The following is a 17,924-nucleotide window of genomic DNA, read 5'->3' as shown; positions in this document are numbered from 1 at the left end:
AAATAGCAAAGAGCAAAGCTCCCGTCACCGTGACGGGAGCTTTGCTCCTTAGACAATGTTTAATTAGAACAGCAGCCCCAGGAACTCATCGGGCTCCATCGGTCCGAGATAGGGAGTAAGTTCTACGCCGTCCAGCGCCTCGCGCACGGAGTCGAGCTCGTACCGGATGCCGGTGAACCGTGCTTCCAGCTCGCTAACCTCAGCCGTACCGAAGAAATCGCCGTAAATGGAAGCTTGCTGGATGCGGCCTTCAACCACATTCAGTCTTACATCGTAAGTACCGGCGCTTAGACGTTTGACCTGACGCATATTGAAAGCTGGTGAACGGCCGTAATTCCAATCCCAACTCCGATAGCGTTCTTCGGCGATTTTCCGCACACCTTCCCAATCGGACTCGGTCAGCTCGTAAGTTTCAACCGGCTCGCCTTTATATAGAGATTCCAGCACGCGGGTGCGGAACTGCTGCACGGTCATCGGCTCCTGCAGAAACTCCGAAATGTTCGCCACACGACTGCGAACCGACTTGGTGGACTTGGACTTAAATTTTTCTGGATTTACTTTGAGTGCAGAAGCGACGTGAGAGATGTCGGAATTAAATAGCAGCGTTCCATGCGTGTACATGCGCCCGCGCGTGGCGAACTGCGCTGTGCCGGAGATTTTGCGCTCGCCGACCCCAATGTCGTTGCGACCGCTTAGTTCAGCTTCTACGCCCATGGAGCGAAGAGCACCGATAACCGGCTCGGTAAATTTTTTATAGTTGCGGAACGACTCGCCGTCATCCTTGGTAATGAAGCTGTAGTTCAGGTTACCATGGTCATGATATACCGCGCCCCCTCCCGACAGCCTGCGAACCACATGGATGCCGCGCTCGCGTACATAGTCTTCATTGATCTCTTCTAGCGTGTTCTGGTTTTTGCCAATGATGATGGAGGGCTCATTAATATAAAAGAGTAGATAGTCGTTGTCGGCAGGCAAGTGGCGCAGCACATACTCCTCCAGCGCCAGGTTAAGGGACGGGTCGTGCATGTCCCCATTATTGATGAATAGCATGTGGGCTCTCCTCCAATTCAGTTATGTAAGCTATGCCAATAATGTACCGTTGGCTCTGGGAAGCAAGAAACACCTCCCAGCGGGGAGGTGTTCATGTTAAGCAATAGCAAGGATGTTAAGCTCGCGCGTTAATCTTAATAAAGCGAAATCGTGAGCGTATCTTTCTCGTTGATTGTGTGCAGCGTCGCTTCGCTGCCGGTAATCTCCACGCTGATCAGGGAAAGGATACAGCTTTTAACGGCATTTTTGCCGGTCAGCAGCTTGCGATTCAGCACCTCACCGAGTTTATCCAGAGCTTTTTTATTATTTTGTTCAGTTACATATACGGGAATGCTCTTATTTTGAAAAGAAATCAATGTTCTCATGGCCATTCACTCCAATTCTTGGTCGAGTTGGTCAAGCTTGTATCGTCGAAGCTTATTCGATTGATTTGGTTATTCTTATTGTAACCAAGTAAGATTAATAGATTCTTAAAAAACAGTTATGAATTGGTTACAATTCATCCTTAACACGGTGTTTGTAAAGCATAAATCGCATGCAATTTGTTCCTTAAGTAAAGTAAGTATAATCAAACTTGACAAAAGATGCAACCTCTGATACTTCTAATTTTTGGATTATCTACATGTTCTTCATTTTGCGAAGCTTTCCTGCATCAACTTTGCTTTTGGAAGGGTTTCTTTTCTCTTATGAACCGACAACTACGTTAGAGAAATGGCGAGCTAAGTAGGATGTTGACGATAGCTGTCAGTTAGCGGTCTCCAAGCTTGATTCGCTCTTCCTCAAGTCTGCTGTAGGTCATCGAATCGCTATAAAATCCATGAACGCCTCCATGGGCCAGCTTCCTGATAATATCTGGATCATTGATCGTATTTGCATACACTGGGACGCGCAGGGAATTCAGCTTGCTGATCAACGAACGGGAATTCAGTGCGCGATCCTCCGGCATCGTAATGGCATCAACACGATCATTCATCTTGACGAAATCCAGTACTTCGCCGTCAGAGTCTGGTGATTGATAAAGCGTATATATATAGGAAGGGAAAGAATGAACCGACTCAACCCAATCCAACATCTCCCGGCTGTACAACTGTGGAACAATACGGGTAAGCACCTCTTCCTTACCATTAGCAGCCCGGACAATCGCCTCAAATTGAAGCCGAGCTTCCTCAGCATTAGCTGCCTTTGTATCGGTAACGATCCAGATATCGGGATAGTTTTGCAGCAGATCAGCGATATCTTCAAAGCTCATCGCTTGATAACTCCCCAGAATGGGCAAGTTTAAAATACTTTTCAGCGGGAGCGGCTTGTCCATCTTTTCTCGCGGCAGTGTCTGTTCAAAACGATCGTAAAGATAGCTTCCCCAATCATGGCGGCTAACCAAATAATTATCGGTCGTGAGTTGCAGATCCACCTCGAAAACGCGATAACCTTTCCTGTAATTTTGCTGCAGGGCTTCGCGGGAATTTGTATAAAAATACTGATCCACCGAGCCCATGGCGTGGGCGATTAGCGTTTCTGATGTCCAGGCCGGTGGAGCTTCTCGATTATGTACGATGGCGGGTTTTGCTCCTGACAGCAGCGGTGAGACGCAGAGTAATGCTGCGAACCCCACCGTAGTCCGTTTAAACCATTTGTTCATCTTCTGTCCCTCGCTCTCTGAGATGCGATGAGCATTATATACCCCGTTTGAGCCGTTTTTATCCTGCTGAATGGTTTCTTTTTAATAGTAAACTTGACGCTCCGAGTCATCATGCCTTAGGTTAAAAGGAACATTAAGCAAGAAAGGGACCGTTTTAATGAAAACTTTAATTAAATACAGCTTGACCGGTGTCATGAATACGGCAGTTGATTATGCCATTTTTGCCCTATTGAATGCTGTATTCGGTATGCATTATCTTTTGGCTCAGACATTTAGCTATGCTTTAGCAACTGTTAACAGCTATGTGGTGAATCGCAAATGGACCTTTAGGCGCACAGGCCGGGCAAAAAGGGATGAAATGCTTAAATTCCTCGCGGTAAATGGTTTAATGTTCGGATTATCAACCGCTATTTTAGCTTTTTTCCATGGCTTTTTAGACTGGAATACACTAATTAGCAAAGGAATAGCCATATTTGTGGCAACTGGAGCCGGGTTTTCACTCAATAAGTTATGGGTTTTCCGTCATTCGGAAACTTTGGAAGAGGTGACCAAAGTCGCGGAATCTGTCGAATCCCATCCTGGCAAAGCATGAAATAGGACCAGCATCAATTATCTGATTCGAAAGTCCTTTTTTAATGAAGCAAAAGGCGATTCCTATATGCCTGCCAATTGCCCTTCAGGGGCTTTATTTTCCCTCAAAAACCCGCTTTCTACGCGGGTTTTTCTGTTTTTATCGAGAATGTCGGAGAAATGAGTCTCAAGTCTTCTTTTTATTTCATGTAAAGGGATCGTCATAGTAAATAGGTAGCGCATACATAATCATGTAAGCGGCAACAGTTCAGAATATTCATAATTGAATATACAGTAAAACTAGGAGCAGGGTACTTAAAAATTGTTTTTGAAAATGAACAGGAAAGCCTAATCCGTACATGCCTTTCTTCCCTCTAGCTTTTACTACTATCTGTGTCATAATCGTTAACAACAAGCTCTGTTAGTGTCGGATGCTTGCCCGTTAAATCCGGAATCGTATGGCAGAATATGTCTAATGATTACGAAGGCTGAAGATTCAGGGAGGAAAAAAGCATGGCGCTTCATCATCAAGCGGAGCCTTTATCGGCTGAAGCAAAGCAGGAGAGACTTCGAGCGTTCCTGGACAAGCTGGCGGATGACCGCAGCTTGAACAAGACGGGTGACGACAGCTTAGACATCACAGAATGGACAGAAGACGGATTCGTAAAGGGAAGCTTAGCTCCCATTGCCATTACAGGTAAGCCAGTCGATCTGGCCGATCTATTAAGTAACCTGCTTCGCGAGCAAGGATTGGGCAGAAGCTCGGAAGAACTCGTCGAGCATGTTTTAGATGGCGGCAGCGTAGAGACTTTTCTAAACAAGCAAAGCTAGAGAAGAAATGGGTGAATGGTAGAGGTTTTCTCGCTAGATGCACCTCTTTTTTTTGGCTAGTAGTTCTCGTATTGAATAATTAACTTCTTCTAATAATTCATTAAGAATTCTCATCTCAAGCCTATCCACTGGAGGGGACATCTTGGAACTTAAACATTATGCGTTCATGATCCGAAAGAGGCTTTGGCTGATCGTGGCCGTTGTCATCATGAGCTGCTCGCTATCAGCGACCTACTCCTACTGGTATGCCAAGCCGGAGTATGAAGCATCGGCCAAGTTGCTGGTTGGCCAGGTAAAGGACAGCGGAGGGTTAATGTCGAGCCTGGATCTAAATTTAATCAACAGCAACATTCAGCTAATCAAAACCTACAAGGAAATTATTAAGACGCCGCGCATCATGCAGATCGTTGCAGAGGAATATCCACAGCTGAACCAGAGCGCTGGTCAACTGGCGGGCAAGGTTACGGTTACCTCCGTTAACGACACGCAGGTCATGTCGGTGACGGCGCGGGATAGCAGCTTTGAAAGTGCGGCGCGGATCGTCAATGCGGTATCGGCCGTTTTTTCAAATGAGATTCCGAAGCTGTTGCAGGTTGACAATGTGTCGATTCTGAATCAAGCCGATCCTGGAGCGAATGCCGCGCCGGTCGCTCCGAACGCCAAGCTGAACATCGTGATGGCATTTGTATTGTCGCTGCTGGCGGGACTTGGTCTGGCCTTCCTGCTGGAATATCTGGATGACACGATCAAGACCGAGGAAGATGTGATGGATACGCTGGGATTGCCGGTGCTGACCGTCATTCCGAAGTTCAAGGGCAGCGAGGTTGTTCCAAGCGGGGGCAACAATCGCCATACGAAGCAAATACCGGCCGCTGGCCATGTGGGGAGGGAAAGCAATGTCTCGATCGACGCGTAAATGGAGTCTCATCACGGAGAGTAACCCGAAGTCGCCGATATCGGAATCGTACCGGATGCTGCGTACAGGAGTGGAATACGCCGGAGTCGACGAGCCCGTCGACCTGATGATGGTCACCTCCTGCAGAGCCGGTGAAGGCAAAAGCACAACCTCGGCCAATGTGGCGGTAACTTTCGCTCAAGCCGGGCAACGGGTGCTACTCATCGATGCGGATATGCGGAAACCATCCCAGCATCATATTTTCGGCCTATCGAACCGAACAGGGCTTACCGGTGTGTTGAACGGCCGCTTCAGCTTAGAGCAGGGCATACAAGAGACGGCAGTGAATGGCCTTGATGTGCTGACAGCGGGTCAGACGCCGCCGAATCCGTCGGAAATGCTGGGGTCAAAGGCGATGAGTTCCCTGCTGGAGCTAGCCAAGAGCAGTTATGACCGGGTCATCATCGATACGCCGCCAATTATGGCGGTGACGGATGCTCATATCGTCGCCGGTAAATGCGACGGAGTGCTGCTCGTCATCGACTCCGGCAAGGTCAAGAGCGATGTGGCTCGTAAGGCGAAGGCTTCACTTGAGAATGCGGGCTCGCGGATATTGGGCGTTGTGCTCAACAATGTGGACCGGAGCAGCGGTGACGGCTACTACTATTATTACTACGGCGGAGACGAGGGGCAGAACGCTTGAGCGAGAGCGGCAGAACGTTTAAGCGGGAGCAGCGCGGATAAAGCTTTGAAGCTCACAGATGGCAAGCGCAGGACAAAGGCGGACCAACCGCCAAGGTAATGCCTCTTGCACCTTTATCAGCGGAGGTACTCGGTCATGCTGTGGGCCAGCGGCCTTAGACGTTAATCGTCAAGGGCATGATGTGAGGTAGGGTTGGATGCCCTGAGTGATATTTAGAAATATGGAATCAACCAATCCGATGAAAAGAAGAGGGTGAGCGGTATGCAAAAAGTGAGAAAAGCAATCATCCCCGCAGCGGGTCTTGGAACGAGATTTCTTCCCGCAACTAAGGCAATGCCAAAGGAAATGCTGCCGATTGTCGACAAGCCGACCATCCAGTATATCGTCGAGGAAGCGATTGAATCCGGAATTGAAGATATCATCGTCGTAACGGGCAAGGGCAAGCGGGCCATCGAGGATCACTTCGACATCGCTTTTGAACTGGAACATACGCTGCTCGAAAAAGGCAAGCTGGACATTCTCGAGAAAGTCCGCCGTTCATCCAATGTCGAGATCCACTATATTCGCCAAAAAGAAGCCAAGGGACTTGGTCACGCCGTATGGTGCGCACGCAATTTCATCGGCAATGAGCCGTTTGCGGTGCTGCTCGGCGACGATATCGTGCAATCGGACGTACCTTGCACGAAGCAGCTAATTGAGCAGTACGATCGCTCCGGCAAATCGGTCATCGGCGTGCAGACGGTCGGCGTTGATCAGACGCATCGGTATGGCATCGTAGATCCAATCGGACATATCGAAGTACCTGCGGGCAGATTGCATGGCGTGCATCGTTTTGTAGAAAAGCCTGCACCAGGCGAAGCGCCTTCCAATTTGGCCATTATGGGCCGTTACGTGCTGACACCGGAAATCTTTGATTTCCTCGGCAAGCATGAGACGGGAGCTGGCGGTGAGATCCAGCTGACGGACGCGATTCAGCGGCTCAATGAAAGCCAGGGCGTATACGCCTATGACTTTGAAGGCGTTCGTTATGATGTTGGCGAGAAGCTGGGCTTTATTTTGACAACATTGGAGTTCGCGATTCGCAGACCAGAGCTGCGCCATCCACTGCTTATGGAAATGAGTGAGCTGCTGGAGCGCGAGCTTGGCCACGAACTGTTGGCAGCACGCGGAGAATAGCAGCGATTAGAAGAATGGAGTGGGATTGATGAAAGTAACGGCAGCCATCTGCACCCATAACCGGGCCCGGGATACCCGTGAAGCGGTACTGAGCGTGCTGGAGCAGCAGTTCGATTACCTGCAGTACGAGGTGCTCGTCATCGACAATCGCTCTACCGACGGTACGGAGGCGGAGGTACGAAAAATCCAGGCTATGTCCGGCATTGGAGCGGAGAGAGTCCGTTATGTGCGGGAAGAGAAGCTTGGCCTGTCCGTGTCGCGCAATCGGGCAATCAAAGAGGCAAGAGGAGAATACATCCTGTTCCTTGATGATGATGCCATTGCGAAGCCGGGTTGGATGGGCGCCATCGTTGATGTGTTCGAGAGCGACCCAGCGATAGGATGTGTCGGAGGACGCATTGATCCCATCTGGGAAGGCGGCGAGCCGGCTTGGCTGCCGGATGCGTTCAAGACGCTTTATACGGTGCTTGATTACTCGCCGCGCGTGATGGAGATGGAGTCTCCGCGTATCCCGTTCGGCGCGAATGTAGCCTTTCGGGCTTCGCTGTTCCGGCAATACGCACCGTTCCGCGAAGATCTGGGCCGCGTGGGCAGCAGTCTTCTGTCCAATGAGGAGAGCGAACTAATCGAGCGCATTCGCCAGAGCAGCCAAGTGTACTATACGCCCCATGCGGCGGTTGATCACAAGATCGACAAGAGCCGAATTAGCCGAAAATGGTTCCTGAGGCGAGTATACTGGCAGGGCATCAGCGATGCTGCCCGGGGAAGTCGTGGAGCCGCCTATATGACCAAGCAGGCGCTTAAAATTGGTCCCGCGCTCGTCATGCTGCTGTTCTCGCTGGCGAATCCGCGTAAGCAGATCATCCAACTGCGGCGGATCCAGTACAGCAACGGCTACATCGCCGGTCGGCTCGGCTGGTTCAAGTAGCAACGGCTCATCTCCGGCCAGCTTGGCTAGTTCTAGTAGTGGCCGGTATAGCGAGCTGTATAACGGGCGAAATAGCGGATTTTATAGGTATTCGTTTGCCTTCATGGTCGCGTTATGAATAATAATTTAGGTGCAAAAGGAGGAGCGGTTATGAGCACGGAAGCGGTCCGATTGGCTGCTGGGCGCGCCATCCGCATGGCAACGCGGCTATCGGGCGGTGCGCTGCGCGGCAAGGGCTCGCTGGCAACAATCGCCCGTACGAGCGGCGCCAATATGCTCATCCTGCTGCTCGGTACGCTGGGTTCGATACTCACGGCCCGGCTGCTCGGCGCTGAGGGCAAAGGCGAGCTAGCCGCAATTCTGTTCTGGCCAGCCTTTCTTGCTAGCCTGACAGGATTCGGCTTGCCGACCTCGCTCATCTTTCAAGTAAAACGCGGCGCACCGCTGCGGGAGACGGCGGCTTTCGCCCTGTCTCTGCTGCTTCCGATCAGCTTGATTACGGGAGCCGTAGCTTGGGCGCTGTTGCCACAGTGGATGAACGCTTATAGCCCCGAGGCGATTCGCTCGGCTCAGCTGTACACGGCGTTAGCTATACCGATGGCGCTGGCAGTCAACCTGATTGCAGCCGCAGCGCAGAGCCGTGGACGCTTTGGCGTTTACAACAGCATCCGGCTGTATGTGCCGCTGTTCAATCTGGTCGGTCTGGTCCTGTTATGGATGGTCGGTGCGCTGACGATTCCCGCCGCGACGATCGTTTATCTCGCCACGACGGCGATCGTCATCGCACTGGCGCTGGTCGCGATGCGAGACGAGCTTGGACTTGCATCGCTGAAGGGGATGTGGAATCGCCGGGTAGCAGGACCGTTGCTCGGCTACGGCAGCCGTGTTTACGGCACGGACCTGCTCGGCACCCTGTACGGCCAGTTCGATAAGCTGATCATTTTGGCGCTGCTAACACCTCGTGACTTCGGAATCTATTCCGTCATCTACGCGCTTTCGCGCATGTTCAACGTCGTGCAGAGCGCGATTACGAGTGTCGTTTTCCCAAAAATTACGGGCGAAAGCAAGGAAGTTGTCATCGCCTCTGTCAGCCGTGCCTTCCGATTGTCCATGCTGCTCATGCTGCTGGCCGTCGTGCCGGCGATGCTGATCGGCAGCCGATTAATCGGTCTCGTGTTCGGACCGGATTTCGCGGGAGCGAATGCCGCCTTCTACCTGCTGTCCATCGAATGCATCATTGGCGGAGGTTCATGGATACTCGCCTCTGCTTTCAACGCGATGGGGCGTCCGGGCATGGTGCTCGTGCGGCAAATCATCGCGCTGGCGGCGACGATCGGATTGTTTTTCGTTTTCACCCCGATGATGGGGCTAACGGGTCTGGCTCTCGCGCTGCTGTGTGGCGCCTTCATCCGTATGGCAATCTCGATTGCCTCGATGAAGCTGCTGTTCGATGTATCGCTGAGCAGTATTTTATCCGGTCGTGAGGATCTGAAGTTCTTGAAGGATCGAATCAAATCAAGAAAAAAAGCGGCAGCCGCCGCAGGAGGGGAAGCTGAGAGCGCATGAGTAAGATGGAGCAGGGACAGTCGCAGCAAAGCGCCGGCAAAGCCGGTCAGCATCCGATGGAACAGTTGAAAGAGCGGCTATCGCTTATAACAAAGAGCATTCCCAGGGGTTCTGAAATCATCTACATCGACTATCCCGTACACAGCAACGGCGGCGACATCCTGATCATGAAGGGAACCGAAGCCTTCTTCAAGGCTTATGGAATCCGGGTTAGAGCCCGTTACAGCGTGCTGGATTTTCCTGATGGATTGAAGGTTCCGCCAGGCTGCATTCTCGTCCTGCATGGCGGCGGCAACTTCGGCGATTTGTACGCCAAGCATCAACTGCTGCGTGAGCGGGTTGTGGAGCGTTATCCGGGGCATCGCATCGTCATGCTGCCACAGACGATTTTTTATAAGAGTGAGCTGAACTTCGGACGCACGGCTGCGATTCTGAACCGGCACGGGGATGTGCATCTGTATGTGCGAGATTCCCTTAGCTACGAGATGGCCCGCAAAAAATTCAAAAACGTGCATGTGTACATGTCGCCAGATATGGCTCATCAGCTATATCCAATCGAATCTCCAAGTGTTGCGCAGGGAGACACGCTGTTCTTCCTCAGGACCGACATTGAGAAAACATCTCAACAGGAGCAGCTTGAGAAGCAGAGTGGAGCCCGCAGCGCCTCGCTCGACTGGACCAGCCTTTACACGCCAATGGAGCGCAAAGCGCTTGTGCTGCTAATGAAGCTGTATCGGCTGCCGGGAGCACGTGGGCCGCTGCAGCGGATCTGGTACGGATACTCCCAATACTTGGTGGATAAGGCGATTCGCGAGTTCGGACTTTACGGAAGCATCGTCACCTCACGGCTGCATGGGCATATTCTCAGCTGTCTGATGGACAAGCCGAATGTATTGCTCGACAACTCCTACGGCAAAAACACGAGTTACTTTACCGCCTGGACAAGCGGTGTTCCGGGATCGGAGCTGTCCGCAGGCGAGGTGGCGAACTAGTCATACTATTATTCCATTCAAGCGGGGGGCAGATGACACTTGGCTTATCAAGAAAGAAGTGATAAAGCTGCGGTCGCAGGAGCAAGCTGTCCAATTCAGGAGCGGCAGTTGGCTCTGTACGTGGGAATAAAGCGGGTGCTGGACGTGGTTTGCTCGCTGATTGGATTGTTGTTGCTCAGTCCGGTATTCGTCATGTTCGGTCTGTTGATCAAGCTCGAGGACCCGAAGGGCTCGGTATTTTTTTATCAGACGAGGGTTGGCAAGGACGGCAAGCCGTTCCGCATGTACAAGTTCAGATCCATGGTGTCGAATGCGGAGGAGCGGCTTAAGGAACTGATGGCACAGAACGAGGTGCAAGGCGCGATGTTCAAAATGCGCGACGATCCTCGTATCACGCGTGTCGGCCGTTTCATCCGCAAAACGAGCATCGACGAACTGCCGCAGCTGGTCAACGTGCTGCAAGGCAATATGTCGCTCGTCGGGCCGCGCCCTCCGCTGCCGCGTGAGGTGGCGGAATACACGCCGTATGACCGCCAGCGGCTGGAAGTGACGCCGGGTTGCACCGGGCTTTGGCAAGTGAGCGGCCGTAGCAGCCTGAGCTTCGAGCAGATGGTCGAGCTGGATCTACGTTATGTGCGTGAGCGCTCGATTAGCATGGACCTGTCCATTCTGCTGCGGACCGTGCGGGTGCTGCTTGGCAGCAAGGATGCATTTTGACCCAATAGTTGGATTCATTAATAAAAGACCGATTCCGCTTGTCATACGTCTTCGCTGTCTGTGGTCAGTGCAAGCATGCAACGGAAATACGAGTATAAAGGAGCCTCGAATATGGACAAACATGCCGCAATATACGTGGCTGGACATCGTGGACTGGCCGGTTCCGCCATTTGGCGGGCTCTCGAGGCCCGCGGCTACACGAACCTGATCGGCCGGACCAGCAGGGAGCTGGACCTGCGGGATAACAATGCAGTTGAAGCCTTTTTCAGTAGTGTTAGCATCGACTATCTATTCCTGGCTGCTGCCAAGGTCGGCGGCATCGTCGCCAACAACGATTACTGTGGAGACTTCATCCGCGACAATCTGCTCATTCAGACAAATGTGATTGATGCGGCGAGAAGGCATGGCGTGAAAAAGCTGCTGTTCCTCGGCTCGACTTGCATTTATCCGAAGCTGGCACCGCAGCCTCTGCATGAAGACAGCCTGCTGCGCGGCGATCTGGAGCCGACCAACGAAGCCTATGCGATCGCCAAGATCGCTGGCATCAAAATGTGTCAGGCATACAACCGCCAGTACGGTACAAAATTCATCTCGGCGATGCCGACGAATCTGTACGGACCAGGCGACAATTTCGATCTGGAAACCTCTCATGTGCTGCCGGCGCTGCTGCGCAAAATCCATGAGGCCAAGCAGGATGGAGCGGCTCAGGTGGAAATTTGGGGCACGGGCAATCCGCGCCGTGAGTTCTTGCATTCCGACGATTTGGCGGATGCCTGCCTGTTCCTGATGAACCACTATGACGGCGACGACATCGTCAACATCGGTGTTGGCGAGGATATCGCCATCCGCGAGCTGGCGGAGCAGATCGGCAAGGTGGTCGGCTTCGAGGGCCAACTGGCGTTCAACACATCACGGCCGGACGGCACGCCGCGCAAGCTGGTGGACACAAGCCGCATTAACAGCCTCGGCTGGCGGGCGTCGAAGCCGCTCGATGAGGGCATCCGCGAGGTTTACGCGGGCTATCGCCAGGCCGTTCTTGCTTAGGTGAAATGAGCAGCGGAGCCAAAGGTCGAGCCCGGAGAAGCGTCAGCGAATAAACAATATCAATTCAAATTATTCATCCAATAGGGGGATACAGCATATGAAAAGAGCGCTAATTACAGGAGTAACCGGTCAAGATGGATCTTATCTGGCAGAGTTTCTGCTCGACCAGGGGTATCAGGTGTACGGCATGCGTCGCCGTACGAGCACGCCAAACTACGAGAACGTCGAGCATATCAAAACCCGCATCAACTGGGTGTCGGGCGATCTGACTGACTTGGCTTCTCTCATCGAGGCGATGCGTGTATCCGATCCGGACGAGGTGTATAACTTGGCGGCGCAATCGTTCGTGGCTGCATCCTGGCCGCAGCCGCTCGCGACAGGCCATCTGACGGCGATCAGCGTGACGAATATGCTGGAGGCGGTGCGCATCGTGAAGCCGAGCGCGCGTTTCTATCAAGCTTCTAGCAGCGAAATGTTCGGCAAAGTACTCGAAACGCCGCAGAAGGAAACAACGCCGTTTTATCCGCGCAGCCCTTACGGCGTAGCCAAGGTATACGGCCACTGGATTACAGTCAATTACCGGGAAAGCTTCGGCATGTTCGCCTGCTCCGGCATTCTGTTCAACCACGAATCGCCGCGCCGCGGTGTGGAATTCGTGACACGCAAAGTGTCCGATGCCGTCGCCCGCATCAAGCTGGGCTTGGCGACCGAGCTGCGCATGGGCAACATCGACGCGCTCCGCGACTGGGGCTTCGCTGGCGACTACATCAAGGCAATGTGGCTGATGCTGCAGCAGGATGAGCCGGATGACTTTGTCATCTCCACGGGTGAAATGCATACCGTTCGCGAGCTGCTGGAAGTTGCTTTCTCCCATGTAGGCCTCGACTATCGCGACTATGTTGTCATTGATCCCGAGTTCCAACGTCCCGCAGAGGTGGATCTGCTGCTCGGCGATTGCACGAAGGCGAAGGAGAAGCTCGGCTGGGAGCTTGAGGTTGGCTTCGAGCAGCTAGTCAAAATGATGGTCGACGAGGATATGAAGCGCGTCGGACATGAAGCGGCTTACCAGCTTGCGATGAGCGTACACGCATAAGGTGATGAATATGCGCAGGCTATCCCTGGAAGACTGGGCGCGGCGCGGTCTGATCGCTTATCTGATTTTTGCGGCAATGGCCTATTTGCCGGAAGCACTGAACGATATGGTGAACGCGCGAATTTCGTACGCCAAGTTCGCTCTTAACGAACCTATTTTCGGTCCCAGCATTCGGTATGTGAAGGATATTCTCATGGTGGTGCTGCTCGGCTTGTTTTTCTGGATGGACGTTCGCAAGCAGGAGCGCTATCGATTGGCCGCCCATTATTTGCCGGTGTTGCTGCTGCTGCTCTACGGAAGCAGCGTGCTCGTCTTCCGCGAAGCGGGGCTTAACCTGTACCAGGTTGCTGCCGGAGGCCGCTCACTGCTGCTGATTCTGTTCTGCGTCAAAGCGGTGGGTTATATCCGCGGCCAGACGGAGTTCATCCGCATGCTCGCGCGCTGCCTCGGCTGGCTAATCCTAATCGAATTTGCCGTGCTGACTGTCCAGTATGTGCTGTTCACCGGACGCTTCGGCGTTGTGAATCCATTTTCGCTGCGGCTGATTGGTACCTTCGGAGGCATCTCTATCGCCGGGTATATGGCGCTCGGAAGCTCCATCTTCCTCTATGCCGCAAGGGCTGTGGTGGGCAAGACACAGCGCAGGCTGGGGCCAATGCTGCAGTTACTATGCCTCTGTATCGCCGGCATGTCCGGTACACGCTCGGCGATTATCGGCTGTTTCCTAGTTGTGTTTTTCTTAGTGGTGGAGACGGTGTTCAAAGGGCGCAAACGGCCAGGCTCGGTGTATCTGACGCCAGCTATCATCTGCTTTTCGCTGCTTGCTCTGATGGGCGGTGTACAGGCTGCCACGCTAATGGCTGACCGGGGAAGCATCGTGGAAGCTCAGGTGGAAGGTGGCCGCATCGACATGCTGACGGGCTTTTTCACGAGCAATCCACTCAGCGTTGTACTGTTCGGAGATGGTCTCGGTTATGGCACGAACAGCGGCGTTAACCTTAATAAACAAATGGAAGTTGAGCTTGAGCATCAGATCATGGACGGTACGTTCAACTCCATTCTGACGCAATTCGGCCTGGTGACGCTGGCTCTACTGCTCTTCGCGGCCATCGCCGCTGCACCTGGACTGCTGCAAAAGATGCAGGGAAGAAGCATTCAACTTTACGTCATCGTTGTTGTCAATCTTGTATTATGCATTTCGACTAATATTCTGGAGCAGTTCGTTTACTTGTTCCTGCTGTCAGCTTGTTGGGCGGTGCTGACGGGTACGAAGACGGCGTCAAAATTGCCAGAGGCGGTCGACAATGTTGCCGCCCGGCAAGAGGAAAAGCCACGGGATCGGCTCAAAGCGGGCACTGTTTCTCTGTAATGGGAAGCAGCCCGGCGGCCCTTGAATAATCGGCGAACCAATTCTCAAAGGAGACAAGAACTTATGAAGCCGCTTGTACTGCTCACGGATGCGTACGGCGGGCATGGCGGCATTGCCAAATTCAACCGGGATCTACTGGGAGCGCTCTGCTCCAGCCCTGGTTTGGAGAGGGCTGTGGCTATCCCGCGCATTATGCCCCATCCACCCGGCGAGCTGCCGGAGAAGCTCGACTACGTGACGGCAGGGCTAGACAGCAAACAACGTTACTTGAAGGCAGTGCTGGCTTCCCTGATCGGTCGCGCCAGAGGCTGCGACCTCATTCTGTGTGGTCATATCAATTTGTTGCCTTTCGCGGCGCTGGCCAAAAAACTAACCGGAGCTCCCATCGTGTTAGTCATACACGGCATCGATGCATGGGATCCGGTCACGCGTCGGGGGATCGGCTGGGCGCTCCGTCAGGTCGATGCCATAATCTCGGTCAGCCGCCTGACGCTCGAACGTTTTACTGGCTGGTCTGGCCTAAGTGGAGTGCCTTCTTATGTGCTTCCGAACTCCTTTGAGCCCGGCCTGTTCACACCGGGACCACGCCCTGCTTATTTGATGAAACGTTATAGCTTGAAGCCGGAGGACCGTGTCATCATGACGCTCGGCCGGTTGGCAGGGGCGGACCGGAAGAAAGGGTTCGACGAGGTGCTGGAGGCGATGCCCCGTCTGAAGCTGGAGCTGCCGATGCTGCGCTACCTCATTGTAGGAGACGGAAGCGATCGCTCTCGCCTGGTAGCGAAAGCAGCGGCGCTTGGATTAACGGACTCCGTTGTGTTTACCGGAATGATTGCGGAGGAGGAGAAGGCGGATCATTACCGCCTGGCTGACGGCTTCGCGATGCCGAGCCACGGCGAGGGCTTCGGTATCGTGCTACTGGAGGCGATGGCCTGCGGAGTTCCGGTGCTGGCAAGTCTTAAGGATGGCAGCAGCGAGGCATTGCTGCACGGCCGGCTCGGTGAGCTGATAGACCCATCCGACCCGGATGAGGTGTATAGCGGCATCAATCGGCTGCTGGGCGCTCCTCGCGGCATTGTGCCGGAAGAGCTTGGTTATTTCAGCTACTCAAACTATACGGCAAGGCTACATGGCATTCTGGAGCGAATCAGGAGCGACATGACCGCAGCGTCCGGACGCACTGGCACACGGAGCTCGGGCAGCTTGTCCGGTTAACCTTTTGAGAACGGAAGTGAAGGAATGAAAATTCTGCATGTTATCGCCAATTTGGCTCCTCGCTACGGGGGACCGGCCAAGGCGGGAATGGAAATGGCAGCAGTGCTGGCAGCCCGCGGCCATGAGGTAACAATCTTCAGTACGAACCAGGATGGCAACGGTGTGCTTGACGAGCCGACGGATCGAGTCATTCGAAAAAACGGAGTGGACATCCGATACTTTCCAGTCATCCAGCCTAAGTTTTGGCGTACCTCGCCGGCAATGGCTTTTGCTCTGAATAAAGCGATTCCTAACTTTGATATCGTGCATATCCATTCGTTGTATCTTTTCCATGGCATGGCAGCCGGTCATTACGCACGTAAACATGGGGTTCCGTACATCGTACGCCCGCATGGCACGCTGGATCCGGTCATGTATGCTCGCCACCGCTATCGGAAGCGCATCATGGAGACGCTGTTCGAGGATCGCAACATCCGGCTTGCCAATGCTCTCCATTATACAACCGAAGAGGAGCTATTACTGGCGAAGCCTTATGTACACGGCAGTTCGGGCTTCGTCGTACCGAACGGCGTTAACTCCTCTGAATACCAGGAACTGCCTATTCACGGCTCGTTCCGATCCCGCTATAAGCTGCTTGAGGGCAAAAAAATGCTGCTTTTTTTCAGCCGGATCAACTTCAAGAAGGGACTCGACGTGCTCGTCGAGGCATTCAAACATATTCATCGTGAGCACCCGGATACAGTGCTTGTGTTAACTGGCCCGGATGACGAGAACTACGGCCTAAAGGTGCGGGAATGGCTGAAGGCGGCGGGGCTTAGCGAGTTCGCAATTTTCACAGGCATGCTGACCGGCAAGGACAAGCTGGCGGTACTGCGCGATGCCGATCTGTTCCTGTTGCCATCCTACACGGAGAATTTCGGCATTGCGGTCGTGGAGGCGATGGCCTGCGGTATTCCAGTTGTTATTTCTGACAAGGTAAACATCTGGCGGGAGGTCGTTCAAGAGGGAGCCGGACTGGCTGTGCCAGTGGATCCTGTCAAGGTAGCGGAGGCTGCTTGCCAGCTGCTGAACGATCCCGAGTTATGCGTCCGAATGGGAGAACAAGGCCGTGCGATGGTATCGCATTATTACGAATGGTCTCAAGTGGGCGCCCAGTTAGAGCAGGAATACCGACAGCTCATTGGGGAGTCGGACCCGGCAGGAAGCAGCAGAGGTGCAGAGGCAGGACTGAACTGGGGCTCATGAGTGTGGAGAAGAGCGTGAGCTTGGACAAGGACAGGAGTAAGAGGGAAAGACGGAAGGATCAGCATGAGAAGGTTGACGCAGGATGGATTCAGCAACGGGAAATAAACGAAATACGGCTAGACAACCGAATCAGACTGGACCAGTACAACCAGGACTGGTATTCCCGCGGCAGAAGCAGCGTGATCGTGCTCCTGTGGTGGCTGGTGCAGGGAAGTCTGTTCCGCTACTCGTTGCATCCGATGTACGGCTGGAGGCGTTTCCTGCTACGACTGTTCGGGGCCAAAGTGGGCAAAGGCGTTCAAGTTCGCTCCACGGCGCGTTTCACCTACCCATGGAAAGTCAGTATCGGCGATTTTTCCTGGGTCGGAGATGACGCCGAGTTCTACAGCCTCGACAGAATCGATGTCGGCAGTCACTGCATCGTGTCGCAGCGCAGCTACCTGTGCACCGGCTCTCATGATATCGAGGATGAATCCTTTGGTCTCATCACTCGCCCGATCGTCATCCACGATGGTGCCTGGATTGCCAGTGACTCTTTTGTCTACCCTGGGGTGACGGTTGGTGTCATGGGCGTCGTCGCTGCTCGCAGCACGGTCACTCGATCCGTTCCTGACGGTGAGGTGCATGCCGGGACGCCAGCTGCTTTTGTGAAGCAGCGCTTCTCTAAAGCAGCGGAAAACGCAGGCGTGGCTAGCAAAGGTAAGTAAACGAAGGCGAGCTAGGCGCAGTCGAGAGGTTTGCTCAAGTAGCAAAAGCTACTTGAGAGCGAGCTAGGTGCGGCCGAGAGGTTGATCAAGTAGTCAAAGTTACTTGAATGCGCGTAAAGGCGCGGCCATGGTCCTGCTCAAGTAGTCAAAGCTACTTGAAAGAGCGTCTAGGTGCGGCCGAGAG

At 53.5% G+C, this 17,924-nt stretch carries 18 protein-coding genes; 15 read left to right on the top strand and 3 right to left on the bottom strand.

Features of this window, described 5'->3' with window-relative positions:
- Positions 1–63: 63 nt before the first annotated feature.
- The 3 genes from lplA to CGZ75_RS23450 form a co-directional block, all read right to left on the bottom strand.
- The gene (gene lplA / locus CGZ75_RS23460; protein ID WP_089526847.1) at positions 64–1,050 is read right to left on the bottom strand and encodes a lipoate--protein ligase; all 987 of its coding nucleotides are present in this window, start codon (positions 1,048–1,050) and stop codon (positions 64–66) included.
- A gap of 134 nt (positions 1,051–1,184) precedes the next feature.
- Positions 1,185–1,415: a 3-dehydroquinate dehydratase gene (locus tag CGZ75_RS23455; protein WP_089526844.1), complete on the bottom strand. Its 231-nt coding sequence runs from the start codon at positions 1,413–1,415 to the stop codon at positions 1,185–1,187.
- A 383-nt stretch (positions 1,416–1,798) separates the two neighbouring features.
- A complete protein-coding gene (locus tag CGZ75_RS23450; protein ID WP_089526842.1) occupies positions 1,799–2,689 on the bottom strand; it encodes a phosphatidylinositol-specific phospholipase C/glycerophosphodiester phosphodiesterase family protein in 891 nt (296 codons plus the stop codon).
- A gap of 157 nt (positions 2,690–2,846) precedes the next feature.
- Here CGZ75_RS23450 and CGZ75_RS23445 point away from each other — a divergent pair, with 157 nt between their 5' ends.
- The 15 genes from CGZ75_RS23445 to CGZ75_RS23375 all read left to right on the top strand — a co-directional run bounded on the left by CGZ75_RS23445 (position 2,847) and on the right by CGZ75_RS23375 (position 17,740).
- A complete protein-coding gene (locus CGZ75_RS23445) occupies positions 2,847–3,281 on the top strand; it encodes a GtrA family protein (RefSeq protein ID WP_089526840.1) in 435 nt (144 codons plus the stop codon).
- A gap of 491 nt (positions 3,282–3,772) precedes the next feature.
- Positions 3,773–4,090, top strand: coding sequence for a hypothetical protein (locus CGZ75_RS23440; RefSeq protein WP_089526838.1), 318 nt, complete (start codon positions 3,773–3,775; stop codon positions 4,088–4,090).
- A 142-nt stretch (positions 4,091–4,232) separates the two neighbouring features.
- Positions 4,233–5,006, top strand: a complete 774-nt coding sequence (locus tag CGZ75_RS23435) for a YveK family protein (RefSeq protein ID WP_089526836.1) — start codon at positions 4,233–4,235, stop codon at positions 5,004–5,006.
- Complete coding sequence (locus CGZ75_RS23430; protein WP_089526834.1) at positions 4,987–5,688, top strand: CpsD/CapB family tyrosine-protein kinase; 702 nt, start codon at positions 4,987–4,989, stop codon at positions 5,686–5,688. Before CGZ75_RS23435 ends, CGZ75_RS23430 begins: the two co-directional genes overlap by 20 nt.
- Positions 5,689–5,949: 261 nt before the next feature.
- Positions 5,950–6,864 (top strand): UTP--glucose-1-phosphate uridylyltransferase GalU, encoded by a 915-nt coding sequence (gene galU, locus CGZ75_RS23425; protein WP_089526832.1) that lies wholly within the window; start codon positions 5,950–5,952, stop codon positions 6,862–6,864.
- 28 nt (positions 6,865–6,892) lie between these two features.
- Positions 6,893–7,792: a glycosyltransferase gene (locus CGZ75_RS23420; protein WP_089526831.1), complete on the top strand. Its 900-nt coding sequence runs from the start codon at positions 6,893–6,895 to the stop codon at positions 7,790–7,792.
- Between the two features lie 150 nt (positions 7,793–7,942).
- Complete coding sequence (locus CGZ75_RS23415; protein WP_245851113.1) at positions 7,943–9,358, top strand: oligosaccharide flippase family protein; 1,416 nt, start codon at positions 7,943–7,945, stop codon at positions 9,356–9,358.
- Positions 9,355–10,350, top strand: coding sequence for a polysaccharide pyruvyl transferase family protein (locus tag CGZ75_RS23410; protein WP_245851111.1), 996 nt, complete (start codon positions 9,355–9,357; stop codon positions 10,348–10,350). Before CGZ75_RS23415 ends, CGZ75_RS23410 begins: the two co-directional genes overlap by 4 nt.
- 108 nt (positions 10,351–10,458) lie before the next feature.
- A complete protein-coding gene (locus CGZ75_RS23405; protein WP_425436568.1) occupies positions 10,459–11,067 on the top strand; it encodes a sugar transferase in 609 nt (202 codons plus the stop codon).
- 111 nt (positions 11,068–11,178) lie between these two features.
- Positions 11,179–12,111: a GDP-L-fucose synthase family protein gene (locus tag CGZ75_RS23400; RefSeq protein WP_089526826.1), complete on the top strand. Its 933-nt coding sequence runs from the start codon at positions 11,179–11,181 to the stop codon at positions 12,109–12,111.
- Between the two features lie 97 nt (positions 12,112–12,208).
- On the top strand, positions 12,209–13,204 hold the full coding sequence (gmd, locus tag CGZ75_RS23395) for a GDP-mannose 4,6-dehydratase (RefSeq protein WP_089526824.1): 996 nt from the start codon (positions 12,209–12,211) through the stop codon (positions 13,202–13,204).
- A gap of 10 nt (positions 13,205–13,214) precedes the next feature.
- Complete coding sequence (locus CGZ75_RS23390; RefSeq protein WP_089526823.1) at positions 13,215–14,573, top strand: hypothetical protein; 1,359 nt, start codon at positions 13,215–13,217, stop codon at positions 14,571–14,573.
- Positions 14,574–14,636: 63 nt separating this feature from the next.
- Positions 14,637–15,788 (top strand): glycosyltransferase, encoded by a 1,152-nt coding sequence (locus CGZ75_RS23385; protein WP_089526821.1) that lies wholly within the window; start codon positions 14,637–14,639, stop codon positions 15,786–15,788.
- Between the two features lie 24 nt (positions 15,789–15,812).
- On the top strand, positions 15,813–17,033 hold the full coding sequence (locus CGZ75_RS23380; protein ID WP_089526819.1) for a glycosyltransferase: 1,221 nt from the start codon (positions 15,813–15,815) through the stop codon (positions 17,031–17,033).
- A 20-nt stretch (positions 17,034–17,053) separates the two neighbouring features.
- Positions 17,054–17,740 (top strand): WcaF family extracellular polysaccharide biosynthesis acetyltransferase, encoded by a 687-nt coding sequence (locus CGZ75_RS23375; RefSeq protein ID WP_245851108.1) that lies wholly within the window; start codon positions 17,054–17,056, stop codon positions 17,738–17,740.
- Positions 17,741–17,924: the final 184 nt, after the last annotated feature.

The sequence above is a fragment of the Paenibacillus herberti genome, assembly GCF_002233675.1.
In the GTDB taxonomy this organism is placed as follows: Bacteria; Bacillota; Bacilli; order Paenibacillales; family Paenibacillaceae; genus Paenibacillus_O; species Paenibacillus_O herberti.
Note: the sequence above shows the minus strand (reverse complement) of the source record. Positions and strands in the feature narration are given on the sequence as shown.